Below are 13,279 nucleotides of genomic sequence, written 5' to 3'. Positions count from 1 at the left end.
AGCCGTCCCCGCCTCTTGATAAAGTGGTTGTTGAGTGCGTGCTCTGCGCCGCATCCACGCCGTAGCCCGAAGAGATACCGGGGCGAACCCGGAACAGACCGTAGAAAGAGACTATCGTGGCTGAAAAGATCAAAGTAGCACTGCTTGGTGCCGGTAATGTCGGTTCCCAGGCTGCTCGCATCCTGGTCGAGGATAACGCCGTCCTTGAAAAGCGCATTGGCGCCCCCGTGGAGTTGATCGGTATTGCTGTGCGCGATACTAATGCATCCCGCCACTGGAATGCGGACCCCTCGCTGTACACCACCGACGCTGAATCCCTGATTGATGCGGCGGATGTGGTCATCGAGCTGACTGGTGGCATTGAGCCGGCTCGCACTCGTATTCTGCGTGCTCTGGAGGCTGGTAAGTCGGTGGTCTCCGGTAACAAGGCGCTACTGGCTAAGCACGGCGTGGAGCTGCAGGCGGCCGCTGATAAGTCCGGTGCTCAGCTTTCCTATGAGGCTGCTGTTGCGGGCGCTATCCCGATTCTGCGCCCCCTGCGCGACTCTCTGGCTGGTGACCGTGTGACCCGCGTTCTGGGCATTATGAACGGCACCACCAACTACATTCTTGACCAGATGGACACCACCGGCGCATCCTTCGCGGATGCACTGGCTGAGGCTCAGAAGCTCGGCTACGCGGAGGCTGACCCGACCGCTGACGTTGAGGGCCACGACGCCGCATCGAAGGCTGCGATTGTTGCTTCGCTGGCGTTCCACTCGACTTTCACTATTGATGATGTGCACACCGAGGGCATTACTTCCATCACCGCTGATGATGTTGCTGCCGCGGATGCTGATGGTTACGTCATCAAGCTGCTGGCTATTTGCGAGCGCGAGGGTGAGAACGGCGCGAACATTCGCGTGAACCCGACTCTGATTCCTCGTCAGCACCCGCTGGCTGGTGTGCACGGTGCGTTCAACGCTGTGTTCGTTGAGGCGGAGAACGCCGGCGAGCTGATGTTCTACGGCCCCGGTGCAGGTGGCGCACCGACTGCTTCGGCTGTTCTGGGTGACTTCGTGTCCCTGGCTCGTCGTCTGGTGTTGGGCGGTCCCGGTGTTCCGGAGACTTCTCACGCTCAGTTGCACGCAACCAGCCTGGATAACGTGGTGTCTCGCTACTCGGTGGGTGTTCTGGTGGAGGACCGTCTGGGCGTTCTGGCGAACATTACCCGCATCCTGACTGAGCACGGCATTTCTGTTGATTCTCTGCGCCAGTCCGCCCCGAAGGAGGGCGCGGCTCAGATTCGTATGGTGACTCACTCGGCGAAGGATTCTGATCTGCGCCGTGCGATTGCTGTGATTGATGCTCTGGACACTGTGCGTGAGGTGAACTCGGTCATCCGCGTGGAGTCCGAGAAGCACTAAGGCTCAAAAGCGTTATCTATGTGCGGCACGCGCCGCTCACTAAACGTGCGATGTTCGCTTGCGGGTGCATCGCTCACTAACTAACCCGCGTACCCGCTACCGCGCCGGACCTATGGGAGGTCCGGCGGGCGGGGCGCCAAGATTGAAGGAGAAGCCAATGGCACACGTGTGGCAGGGCGTTATCAATGAGTACCGTGACCGTCTGCCCTTCGCAGATGATGTAAAGGCTGTGACCCTGGGCGAGGGCGGTACCCCGCTGATTCACGCGCCGGCACTGTCTGCTGAGACCGGTAACACCGTTTACCTGAAGTTTGAGGGTATGAACCCGACCGGTTCGTTCAAGGACCGCGGTATGACCAGCGCGATGACCGCCGCTAAGCGTGACGGCGCGAAGGCTGTTGTGTGTGCTTCGACCGGTAACACTTCCGCTTCGGCTGCTGCGTACGCTCTGCAGGCTGGTATGCGCTGTGCGGTGCTGGTTCCGGACGGCAAGATTTCTATGGGTAAGCTGTCTCAGGCTATCGCTCACGGTGCTGACATCATTCAGATTGACGGCAACTTCGATAACTGCCTGGAGATTGCTCGCAAGCTCAGCGAGAACTACCCGGTGTTCCTGGTGAACTCGGTGAACCCTTACCGTATTGAGGGTCAGAAGACCGGTTCGTTTGAGGTTGTTGACACCCTGGGTGACGCTCCCGATTACCACCTGCTGCCGGTTGGCAACGCGGGTAACATCACCGCGTACTGGAAGGGCTACAAGGAGTACTCGGAGCCTTACACCAACCGTGACGGTGAGGTTCTGGAGCCGGTTGCGACCAAGCGTCCGATCATGTGGGGCTTCCAGGCCGCCGGTGCTGCACCGATCGTTGCTGGTCACCCGATTGAGGCACCGGAGACCATTGCGACCGCGATTCGTATCGGTAACCCCGCATCGTGGGAGAAAGCTGAAGCTGCTCGTGACGAGTCTGGCGGCGTGATTGAGGCTGTCACCGATGAGGAGATTCTGGAGGCGCACCGCTGGCTGTCTGCCCGCGAGGGTGTCTTCGTGGAGCCGGCTTCGGCTGCTGGCGTTGCGGGTCTGCTGAAGAAGCACCGCGCAGGTGAAGCTCCCGAGGGTAAGACCATCGTGATTACCGTGACCGGTCACGGTCTGAAGGACCCCCAGTGGGCTCTTGAGGCTGTTAACGGTGTGAAGGTTGAGCCGACTAAGGCTCCCTTCGACGTGGTTGCTGTGGCAGATATTCTTGATTTGAACTAGTCTGTTCATACTACGATGTGCACTCCGTCCCGTGTTTGCGGGGCGGGGTGCACCTGCATGACAGCCCCTTTTTGTATCTTTCACCTATTCACTCATTACGTCACCGATCGCGAGGTTCTTCTCATGTCTTCCCTGCATATTTCTGATATTCCGGTGGGCGCGTCCGTTAAGGTTCGCGTTCCCGCTACGAGCGCTAACCTGGGTCCCGGCTATGACAGCATGGGTTTGGGCCTTGGCTTCTATGATGAGCTGGTTGTTGAGCGCATTGAGTCCGGCCTGGAGTTTGAGCTCAGCGGTGAGGGTAGCGCGGATGTTCCTCGCGATGAGAGCCACCTGGTCTTGCAGGCGATGAAGGCCGGTTTTGCGGCGGCTGGTTTGGATGAGCTGCCGCCGGTGAAGCTGATTGCTGATAATAAGATTCCGCATTCTCGCGGTATGGGTTCTTCGGCGTCCGCTATTGTGGCGGGTGTGGCTGCGGCGAGCGGTCTGCTGCCGGAGGAGCACCGTCTGAGCCGTGAGCAGATGCTGCAGGTCGCCTCCGATATGGAGGGCCACCCGGATAACGTGGCTCCGGCGATTTACGGCAACCTGTCGGTGTCCTGGGGTGAGATGGGCAACTGGAAGACCGTGATTATTCCAGTGCATCCTGACGTTCACCCTGTGGTGGCTGTGCCCGATTATGAGGTGTCGACGAAGCTTGCCCGTTCGCTGATTCCTGCGCAGATGCCCCACGTTGAGGCGGCGGCGAACTCGGCTCGTGCGGCGCTGCTGGTGCGCACCCTCTCTGATACTCCCGAGTACCTGATGGATGCGACCGTGGATTACCTGCATCAGGGGTACCGCGTGACCGCGATGGAACCGTCGGCTACGCTGGTTGCGTACCTGCGCGGTCAGGGTTTTGCGGCGGTGATTTCTGGTGCTGGCCCGACCGTTTTGACCTTTGCCCACGGCGATGAGCAGGTGCGACAGGTTCAGGACGCTATTGCCGAGTTTGAGGCGACCCACCCTAGTAGCGTTATTGCGGATCGCCGCCTGAACTGGCGGGTTCTTCCCCTTGAAATTGACACTGAAGGTGTTATAGTTACTCAGTAGGACGTTATTAGTTCGTCCTACGTTGAGGTTCGCCCGTCGTTCAATGTAGACCGTCGATACTATCCTTCGTAACGTACTTCCGTTTCCCCTGATGCCTCAGATGCTTTTTGTGTCTGAGCGGGAACCGGCAAGGTTCGGGGGAGTGCCTTTGGGATTCATGTCTTTCTTTATTTCTGACGCATAAGGAAGACTGTTCTGAGGGTTCGGTTTCGCGGCGGGTGCCCTTTCAAAGTGACCAATCCATCCTCTTCATCTCGCGTAGATGGTTTGTATAGATGATGGTTTGGGCTTACCCACATTTGTGATAGAGCGCCTTATCTTCCGTGTGTGCTCGCTGTGTCTGAATCAGCGGGTACGGTAAGAGACGCGAACCGCCTCCAGCGCGGTTCGAGGGAGTCGAAGGTGCAGACTGCTGTTTTCTTTCGGCAGTGTCTAAACCTTTGACCGCGCTATAGCGCCCGCCCGATCTTTATTCTGAAGATTTTCAGGGCTTATAACCAAAGGAATTGTAGTTGGCAAAGAATATTGTTGTCACCGATGAGTACGGTACGGAAGCTGCCGCACCGGAACTTGCAAACTTGAAGGTCGCGCAGCTGCGTGTCCTCGCCCAGCAGCTTGGTATCCGCGGCTACCTGAAGTTGAAGAAAGCTGAGTTGGTTCAGGCTCTTGAGGAGCATCAGCGTGGTGGCGCCGTAGCCGCTCCTGCTGCACCCAAGTCTGAAAAGCCTACGTCTGAAGCACCCGCTGAAGCTGCTGAATCTGCCCAGGATCCCGCTGCTGAGAAGGCTGAAGAATCTAAGCCTCGCCGTACTCGCCGCACTCGCGCCCAGAAGGATGCTGAGGCGAAGGCGGAGAAAACCGAAAACACTGAGGCTGCTGAAGCCCCCGCTGAGGGCGTTGAGAAGGCTGAAAAGTCTGAGAAGCGTACCCGCTCCTCTCGTTACGAGACTCCCGCTCAGAAGCGTGCGCGCGCTCGCCGTGCCGCTGAGGGTGAGGACGCATCGGCTGAGATGAACGAGAAGGCGGAGAAGCGTACCCGCCGCACCCGTAAGGACGAGAATCCCGCTGAGCTTCCTCCGCTGGATGTGCGCGCTGAGCTGGCCGCTGAGCGTATTGGCGAGCGTTCGGAGCAGATTGATCTGCCCGGTAACTCTGCTGAGCTGAAGGCTGCTACCGCTGACGGCACCGCGAGCCTGGACAGCCTGAACGCTGCCCTGGATATGACTTTTGGTACCCCCGACGGTGAGAAGAGCTCGAAGCGTACCCGCACTCGTGAGCGTCGCCGCGATCAGGATGGTGAGCGTACCGAGCGCCGCACTAAGCGTGACCGTCAGGCTGAGCGTGCAGAGCGCAGCACTGAGCGTAGTGAACGTGCCGAGCGTAAGGCTGCTGAGCGTGCAGAGCGTGCCGAGCGCACCGAGCGCACCGAGCGTACTGAGCGCCGTTCCAAGCGTGACCGTCAGGCTGAGCGTGCTGAGAAGCAGGCTCGCCGCCGCGAGGAGAACGAGCCTCGCCTGAGCGAAGACGATGTGCTGGCACCGATTTCGGGTGTTCTGGACATTCTCGATAACTACGCTTTCGTGCGTACCACCGGCTACCTGCCCGGCACTAATGACGTGTACGTCTCCCTGGCTCAGGTGAAGAAGTACAACCTGCGTAAGGGTGACCACGTGCTCGGCGCGATTCGCGTGCCGCGCGAGGGCGAGTCGAATAACCGTCAGCGTTTCAACGCGCTGGTTCAGGTTGAGGCGATTAACGGTCAGAGCGTTGAGGAAGCAGCGAACCGCCGCGTCTTCTCGAAGCTGACTCCGCTGTACCCCAAGGAGCGTCTGCGTCTGGAGACCACCCCGAAGAAGCTGGGCACCCGCGTGGTGGACCTGGTGTCCCCGATTGGTAAGGGCCAGCGTGGTCTGATTGTGTCCCCGCCGAAGGCGGGTAAGACCCTCATGCTGCAGTCCATTGCGAACGCGATTACCGTGAACAACCCGGACGTGTACCTGATGATGGTCCTGGTGGATGAGCGTCCTGAAGAAGTGACCGATATGCAGCGCACCGTTAAGGGCGAGGTTATTGCCTCGACCTTCGACCGCCCGGCTGAGGATCACACCACTGTGGCTGAGCTGGCTATTGAGCGCGCAAAGCGTATGGTGGAGCTCGGCTACGATGTGGTCGTGCTGCTGGACTCCATGACCCGCCTGGGCCGCGCATACAACCTGGCGGCTCCCGCATCCGGTCGTATCCTGTCCGGTGGTGTAGATTCTGCCGCGCTGTACCCGCCGAAGAAGTTCTTCGGTGCTGCCCGCAATATTGAAGAGGGCGGCTCGCTGACTATCCTGGCTACCGCCCTGGTTGAGACCGGCTCGAAGATGGACGAAGTGATCTTCGAAGAGTTCAAGGGCACCGGTAACATGGAGCTGCGCCTGTCCCGTCAGCTGGCGGATAAGCGTATCTTCCCGGCGGTTGATATTAACGCTTCTGGTACTCGCCGCGAGGAGAACCTGCTCTCCCCGGATGAGGTCAAGATTATGTGGGGTCTGCGCCGTGCCCTGGCGGGTATGGAGCCCGAGCAGGCTCTGGGTGTTCTGACCAACCAGCTGCGTAAGACTGAAAGCAACGTGGAGTTCCTTCTGACGGTTCAGAAGAACGGTCTGCGTCTGGTCGACTAAGGCTCGTATCTCACGCGCCCCACCTCCTCATGTGGGTGGGGCGCGTGAGCCGTTCGTTTTGTGCATCCCCGTTGTGAGGGGTGTGAGATGTCTAGTGCCTGCCCGTGCGGCGTAAAGTGCGGGAGATGGAAGAGAGAACAGAATGTTTGAATCTATTCAGGTTCTGCTGGATGAGCACGCTGACCTGCAGAATCAGCTGGCGGACCCCGCCGTGCAGGCGAACCAGGGTAAGGCACGCCGTGTGGGCCGCCGTTACGCGGAGCTGACCGGTATTGTGACTGCGTACAACAAGTACACTTCGCTGAAGGATGACCTTGAGGCTGCTCGCGAGATGGCTGATGAGGATCCGGACTTCGCGGCGGAGATTCCCGGCCTGGAGGAGGAGCTGGAGGTTGCTCAGGAGAAGCTGCGCCGCCTGCTGATTCCGCGTGACCCGGATGATGGCCGTAACGTCATTCTTGAGGTGAAGGCTGGTGCTGGTGGCGACGAGGCGGCTCTGTTCGCTGGTGACCTGCTGCGCATGTACATGCGTTATGCCGAGAACAAGGGCTGGAAGACTGAGATTATTTCTTCGACCAGCACCGATGTTGGCGGTTACAAGGACGCACAGATCGCTATTAAGGGTTCCTCGAATGAGCCTGCTGAGGGCGTGTGGGCGCACCTGAAGTACGAGGGCGGCGTGCACCGCGTGCAGCGCGTTCCGGCGACCGAGTCTCAGGGCCGTATCCACACCTCCGCTGCTGGTGTTCTGGTGTTCCCTGAGGTGGATGAGCCCGAGGAAATCGAGATTAACCAGAACGACCTGAAGATTGACGTGTACCGTTCTTCGGGCCCCGGTGGTCAGTCGGTGAACACCACCGACTCGGCGGTGCGTATTACCCACCTGCCCACCGGTATTGTCGTGGCGATGCAGAATGAGAAGTCTCAGCTGCAGAACCGTGAAGCTGCAATGCGCGTGCTGCGTGCGCGACTGTTGGCTCACCAGCAGGAGCAGATTGACGCTGAGAACGCGGCGCACCGTGCTTCGCAGGTGCGTACTATGGACCGTTCGGAGCGTATCCGTACCTACAATTTCCCAGAGAACCGCATTGCGGATCACCGTACCGGCTACAAGGCGTACAACCTGGATGCTGTACTGAATGGTGACCTGGAGCCTGTGGTTCAGTCCGCTATTGAGATGGATGAGGCGCACCGCCTCGCTCAGGTGGGCCAGGAACAGAAGTAGTTCTGTATAACTTTCACTTGTTAGTGGCTTTGGGTTTGCGATAGCAGACCGGTATAGGCGCGTGAGTTTAGCTTGATTGCTGAACTCGCGCGCCTTTTTTGCGCCTATCACCGGGCGTCGAGCGGTGAATGACCAAACGCCGCGCGTGTTTGAAAGCTTCACCCTAGACTAGAGGTGTAGCTAGCGTTGCCGTGGGGTTTATCGCGGGTGAGAGCCCCGGTAGCGGTGTTCTTTGAAAAACGAATAGAGAAAAGATGGAAGCCGCTTTAGGGGTGCCGGGCAGCGTAGTCCGGCGCCGGTAATTTTTGAGATTTCGATACTGATGATTTTTGGTTAGCTATTGAGCGAAAGGCAGAGAATATGGGCGTTATTGTTGACCTTCAACCGGGTGATGGAATTCTTGTCGAAATTAGTGATTTGGACGATGGTAAAGACGGACGCGAGCTGCTTGTTCTTGAAGTTGCGGGAGTGGAGGGCTCGAAGTTCTCGGCACGGTTGCTGAACCGCTCTCGTGTTGGTCAACCCTATGAGTATTGGGATGATCGGTACGTCTTTACCGGCGAGGTGAGGGAAGACGATCCATTTGATATTGTCTTGACCTGCTATGACTGGGAGGGCGAGAAGATTAGGTACCCCGTCATCTGCCGGCACGCTTTTTACCTGGGGGCAACTCTCGACCATACCTCCGTCACCATGATGACGAGAGACGGCAAAGGCCGAGAAATCGTATGCCGTATCGGTGACCATGTGCTGACCTCTGACGGCCCGCGTATTGTGAAGGTGGTCTACGAGAACGTGGTTGTGGTGAAGGACCACAACTATGTTTATCTCGGCAGGTATCTGCAGAAGAAGCTGATTTCCAACCACTGGCCGGATGCTAGGCATCAGCAGACGTGGAACTTTGGCGGGGCGGTGGCTTACATCTTACCGATTACTCCGGAGGTGGCGGACTCTCTGAACGCTCTCAAGTATTCAAAGGAATATGCGGAGCTTCAGGAGAGCCATCCGGAGTTCTTTGAAGGGGTGCATAGCGCTAGGAGCTACTGGTTCCGCTGGTATTTTCCGCCGCTGGCTGATGAGCCGTATCCTTCCGAATTGCTGAATGCTACGGCACCTCACATGGTGTTGGCGCTGGTGGATTCGGGGTACTTCTTCAGCAAATCCACCGACGTTTCCCCTCCGGACAGGATTAGCCCGTCCGATCCGTTCAAGGTTTACCCGTCCTGGTACGAGGAACGAGACGATCGGAGCTGGCTGATGCGCACCGCTACCCGTGCGGTTGTTGACCGGTTGGAGTCACTCGCGGGGCTTCTGCACCGGGAAACGAAAGAGACCACGCCGTTCGAGGTTCTTCTTTGGCATGAAGCATCCTATCTAAAGGGAACTTACGAGTACCTGTCTATCGGAATTCCCGGTGAAACATGCGGTGCAGCTTATTGCGATAGTGAGTGCACTTACTGCGGCGGAGGCGACCCAAACTATCGGGGTGAGGACCTCTGGTACTAGGGCGGAGCGTCTACGGGATATCCCCGTAGCGCATAGCGTGTAGGGGAGGGGTGGTCGTGACAGGCTGTTACGGCTGCCCCTCCATCCTCGGCAGATGTAAAGTTTGCTGGGTTCTATTGTCTTCTTTTGGATGACGGATAGTCCGGTCTGAGAAACTAGCTACCCGCATCGACGAATTAGGGAATTGGAGGAATGGTACTCTGTGAGGTGCTACTTAGCGAGGAAATTATCGGTTGTGAAAGCAAACAATACGAGCTAGCGTAGCCGCTATTTAGACATGTCCAAGGGCAATTCCTAAAAGGGGATAATTTCTAAAGGTAGAAGAGAGCATAAGGAGAGCTCATGAAGGTGAATGTGCACGACCCGCGCGGGGAAGAACTCGCTCAGGTACTCACGCGCGCCACCGCGGCACTGGCGCAGGTGCCCAGCCCCCGCGTCGATGCTGAGCTACTCGCCTCGCACCTGCTCTACGACGGCTCACGCTCGCGCCTCCAGCACGCCGCGCTGATGGGGGAACGGCTCACCCCCGACCAGGTCGCAGAGTACGAGGCGCTAGTCGCCCGCCGCGTCTGCCGCGAACCGCTGCAACACATCACCGGCTCCGCTCCCTTCTACCGCCTAGAACTGACAGTCGGACCGGGCGTGTTCGTACCCCGCCCAGAGACCGAGCTACTCGTCGAAGAAGCCCTCAAAGTGCTGGCCGCACGCACCAAATCGGCAACCGATGCGTTACGCATCGTCGACCTGTGCACCGGCTCCGGGGCTATAGCCGCGGCAATCAAGAGCGAACTGCCGAACGCCCAAGTATTCGCGGTAGAGCTCTCCGAAGACGCCATCCCCTACACCCGCAAGAACCTGGAGCCGCTCGGCGTGCACCTGGTTCAGGGGGACGCCCTCACAGCCCTGCCCGAACTTGCCGGAACCTTCGACGCGGTGCTCTCGAACCCTCCGTACATTCCGCCGGCGAACGTACCCTCCGACCCGGAAGCCGCCGTGCACGACCCGGACATGGCACTGTACGGCGGGGGAGAGGACGGCATGCAGATGCCCTCTGCAATTGCCGCCCGCGCTTTCGAGCTTCTTACCCCCGGCGGCCTGTTCATTATGGAGCACGACGACACCCAGGAAGAAGCCGTCGCCGAGCTGTTGGCGCGTGTTGGCTTCGAGGGCTGCTACCCGGTGCGTGACCTGAATAATCGTCCGCGTCATAGCGTCGGTTATAAACCGCGCCCACTAGAGCCTTTAGACTAGTAGATGCACCACCTAGCCCGTGCCGGGCTGCATGAAGGCAACGCGTCCGCCTCCTCAGCCCGTTCGGAGCCGGTGAAATATGGTGGACCCCCGGAAGAGTGCTTCCACATGGCGCGTTGTGGGTGCCGGTGTCTCGCCGCATCCAGAAAAACATGAGAGAATAAGACCCGTGACTGCAAAGCTGTACCCCGTAACGACTGAAACTGAGACCCGCGAGGCCATCGAAGCTGCCCGCGAGGCGCTGAAGGCGCACGACACGATTGTGATGCCCACCGATACCGTCTACGGTATTGCCGCCGATGCTTTCTCGCATCAGGGCGTTGCCAAGCTGCTGGCAGATAAGGGCCGCGACCGCACCATGCCGCCGCCCGTGCTGATCTTTGATCTTGCTGCGCTCGCTGGCGTGGTCGACGACGTTCCGGACGATATTTACGATCTGGGTGGTCGCTTCTGGCCCGGCGCGCTGACTCTCATTCTTCACGCGTACCCGTCACTGAGCTGGGATTTGGGTGAGACCCGCGGTACTGTTGCCGTCCGTGTTCCCGATGATGAGTTCGCCCTGAAGCTGCTGACTGAGCACGGTCCGCTGGCGGTTTCGAGCGCGAACAAGACCGGTCAAGAAGCCGCACTGGACGCACAGACCGCCATGGATTCCCTGGGTGAGGACGTTGCCGTGGTGATTGACGGTGGCGCTCGTCCTAAGCCGCTTGAATCTGAGCCGAATGAGGACGGCGTGGTCGTGGTGACTGAGCGTGACCCGGCACCGTCGACGATTCTGGATTGCACTTCCTTCCCCTACGTGGTGGTTCGTGAGGGCGCAATTTCAGTGGAGGAGCTGCGTGAGGTCGTTCCGACCATTCTGACTCGTGCGGAGGCTGACGAGCAGGCAGCTCGTAAGGTTGAGGAAGCTGAGACTGCTTCTTCTGCGCCGTCTGAGTCGACTCCTTCTGAGCGTGCTCTGGATGAGCAGGCTGACCTGGATGAGGCGTACGAGCAGTGGGACAGCACCCACACTGTGAGCGGTGAGCCTGCTCGTCGCGCTTCGGCACCGGTTGCCGGTTCTGTCGCTGCGTCTCTGCTGGGCGCTACTTCGGCTCTGTCTTCTGCTTTCAGCACTGGCGTGGATCAGGAGCGTTCGCGCGGCTACCGTGACAACACTCCGAAGCCGGTTCGTGCGGATGAGCCGCAGACCCACCCGGTTCCTGCTGATACTGCTCGCGCGCTGGTCTTTGGCGAGTCGAAGATTGAGACTGCCGCTCAGAGTGCACCCGCTCAGAGCGAGGCTAAGCCGGCAGAAGCTAAGGCTGAAGACGCTAAGACTGAGGCTACCAAGACTGAAGCTGAGGCAAAGACCGAGCAGAAGGATGCCCCGGAGGACCACCTCTAAACCTCTGCGGGTTATAGCGCTCGGGTATAAATCTCGGAGCATAAAAACGTATAGGGAACCCCCGATATATCGTTCAGATATATCGGGGGTTCCCTTTCGTTATGAGTCCTCTAGGTTATGCGCCCCTAGGCTGCATACATCAGGCTGCCTGCCTCAGGTCGTGCACCTTTAGGAGAGCACGCGCGCTACCTAGTTCTTCTCGAAGCGGCGGTCCTTCTTCTTACCCAGCGCGGTGTGGGCGTTGCGCAGTACTTCACGCACGCGCGGGGTGGGCAGAAGGTTGTTGTCACGTGCCCAGGAGTCGTCGATGCCCTGGCCGAACCACATGACCTCGACCTTACGTACGGATCCTGCGAACTTGTCGTTCATTAGTTCGGAGACGGTGTAGCCCGCCTTGACGGCCGCGCGGCAGAGCCACTCGGGCAGGCGGTGCGGGTGGCGGCGACCAGCATCCACGGATGCGGAGGCGACGGTTGCGCCTTCCCAGGGCTGCAGCACGATGGCGGGTAGTTCGCAGGGGAAGGTGCCGAGCATGACCACGAATTCTGCGAGGGCGTGCACACTCGAGACGGGCGACTTGCCGGTGCCTGCGCCCGCAACGGAGGCGAAGGGGGAGGATGCCATCTTGGCGAAGAGTTCGGTGGTGCGGCGTCCGCGGCCCTGCACGCTGGTTGCGCGCAGGATGCACAGTTCGGGTGCGCTGTCGGGGTGCTCTTCGAGGAAGTAGTCCTGCAGGTCGAGCAGTGCTTCTTCGCCGAGTGCCTTGGAGAAGGAGTAGGCGCTGAACGGGTTAGTCTCTTCGGAATCATCCAGCACGAGGCGCGGGCCCTGTACCGCTGCGGAGGAGAGGTGGATGACGCGGCGCACGCCGGTGCGCTGCGCGGCGATGGCGATTACGGCGGGAAGCAGGGCGTTTGCGCCGACGAGCGGGGGCAAATCCTGCATGTTGGGTGCTGCGAGGCCCGCTGCGTTGACGACGACCTGCGCGCCGGCGAAGGCTTCTGCGAGGGAGTCGATGATGCCTTCAAGCTGGTCTGCTTCGTCGATGATGCTGTCTACGTCGAGGGCTCGGGTTGCGAGTCGAGGTGCCTCAATGGGGTCGACGCTGATACCTTCTGCGTTCAGACGCGCGACGATGGAGGAACCAACGAAGCCGCTGGCGCCAATGACTTTCCACTTGGATTCGGACATCTCTTTTACCTCTCACGAGCCCGCGTACGTTGCGGGGAAAAATGGGGTCATTTCAACTTTCCCATATTTGAACAGTTTATGGGGAATTTGTGGGGTTTTATTCGGTCTCTGGTCGTTTTTTCGCACGGGGTGCACAGCGCAAACACAGGCTGTGAAGCTGGTAGCTTGATGGATACCCAAAACTGGGTGTGCCGGTACGTCCGCTATGCGGATAAATCAACTGAATTCGGTTGTTTATTTGTCATAAAGTGCGCCTTTTGGGGTGATGGTTCACTCTCTAGTGGAGACCGCAGGTAG

General features: G+C 59.1%; 9 protein-coding genes. 8 read left to right on the top strand and 1 reads right to left on the bottom strand.

Going from position 1 to position 13,279, the window contains the following annotated elements; genetic code table 11:
* Positions 1 to 116 precede the first annotated feature (116 nt).
* The 8 genes from HMPREF2971_RS08620 (at position 117) to HMPREF2971_RS08585 (ending at position 11,791) form a co-directional block, all read left to right on the top strand.
* Positions 117 to 1,406, top strand: coding sequence for a homoserine dehydrogenase (locus HMPREF2971_RS08620; RefSeq protein ID WP_070692548.1), 1,290 nt, complete (start codon positions 117 to 119; stop codon positions 1,404 to 1,406).
* A 157-nt stretch (positions 1,407 to 1,563) separates the two neighbouring features.
* A complete protein-coding gene (gene thrC, locus HMPREF2971_RS08615; protein WP_049337338.1) occupies positions 1,564 to 2,664 on the top strand; it encodes a threonine synthase in 1,101 nt (366 codons plus the stop codon).
* Positions 2,665 to 2,787: 123 nt separating this feature from the next.
* Positions 2,788 to 3,756 carry a homoserine kinase gene (thrB, locus tag HMPREF2971_RS08610; RefSeq protein ID WP_049363912.1) on the top strand — a complete coding sequence of 323 codons (969 nt, stop codon included), beginning with the start codon at positions 2,788 to 2,790 and terminating at the stop codon, positions 3,754 to 3,756.
* 512 nt (positions 3,757 to 4,268) lie between these two features.
* Positions 4,269 to 6,422: a transcription termination factor Rho gene (rho, locus tag HMPREF2971_RS08605; RefSeq protein WP_070692545.1), complete on the top strand. Its 2,154-nt coding sequence runs from the start codon at positions 4,269 to 4,271 to the stop codon at positions 6,420 to 6,422.
* 142 nt (positions 6,423 to 6,564) lie between these two features.
* Complete coding sequence (gene prfA, locus HMPREF2971_RS08600) at positions 6,565 to 7,647, top strand: peptide chain release factor 1 (protein WP_049337341.1); 1,083 nt, start codon at positions 6,565 to 6,567, stop codon at positions 7,645 to 7,647.
* 360 nt (positions 7,648 to 8,007) lie between these two features.
* Positions 8,008 to 9,153, top strand: a complete 1,146-nt coding sequence (locus tag HMPREF2971_RS08595) for a hypothetical protein (protein WP_070506674.1) — start codon at positions 8,008 to 8,010, stop codon at positions 9,151 to 9,153.
* Between the two features lie 342 nt (positions 9,154 to 9,495).
* A complete protein-coding gene (gene prmC / locus HMPREF2971_RS08590; RefSeq protein ID WP_070692542.1) occupies positions 9,496 to 10,404 on the top strand; it encodes a peptide chain release factor N(5)-glutamine methyltransferase in 909 nt (302 codons plus the stop codon).
* A 169-nt stretch (positions 10,405 to 10,573) separates the two neighbouring features.
* Positions 10,574 to 11,791: an L-threonylcarbamoyladenylate synthase gene (locus HMPREF2971_RS08585; RefSeq protein ID WP_070692538.1), complete on the top strand. Its 1,218-nt coding sequence runs from the start codon at positions 10,574 to 10,576 to the stop codon at positions 11,789 to 11,791.
* Between the two features lie 189 nt (positions 11,792 to 11,980).
* Here HMPREF2971_RS08585 and HMPREF2971_RS08580 read toward each other — a convergent pair whose 3' ends face one another.
* The gene (locus HMPREF2971_RS08580; protein WP_049363897.1) at positions 11,981 to 12,982 is read right to left on the bottom strand and encodes an NAD-dependent epimerase/dehydratase family protein; all 1,002 of its coding nucleotides are present in this window, start codon (positions 12,980 to 12,982) and stop codon (positions 11,981 to 11,983) included.
* Positions 12,983 to 13,279 lie beyond the last annotated feature (297 nt).

It is taken from the genome of Rothia sp. HMSC066G07 (assembly GCF_001814485.1).
Lineage (GTDB): Bacteria > Actinomycetota > Actinomycetes > Actinomycetales > Micrococcaceae > Rothia.
Note: the sequence above shows the minus strand (reverse complement) of the source record. Positions and strands in the feature narration are given on the sequence as shown.

What these genes read in the sequence shown, in the direction of transcription:
- thrC (WP_049337338.1), top strand. Translation starts at nt 1,564, where the DNA reads ATGGCACACGTGTGGCAGGGCGTTATCAATGAGTACCGTGACCGTCTG.
- thrB (WP_049363912.1), top strand. Translation starts at nt 2,788, where the DNA reads ATGTCTTCCCTGCATATTTCTGATATTCCGGTGGGCGCGTCCGTTAAG.
- prfA (WP_049337341.1), top strand. Translation starts at nt 6,565, where the DNA reads ATGTTTGAATCTATTCAGGTTCTGCTGGATGAGCACGCTGACCTGCAG.
- HMPREF2971_RS08595 (WP_070506674.1), top strand. Translation starts at nt 8,008, where the DNA reads ATGGGCGTTATTGTTGACCTTCAACCGGGTGATGGAATTCTTGTCGAA.
- prmC (WP_070692542.1), top strand. Translation starts at nt 9,496, where the DNA reads ATGAAGGTGAATGTGCACGACCCGCGCGGGGAAGAACTCGCTCAGGTA.
- HMPREF2971_RS08580 (WP_049363897.1), bottom strand. Translation starts at nt 12,982, where the DNA reads ATGTCCGAATCCAAGTGGAAAGTCATTGGCGCCAGCGGCTTCGTTGGT.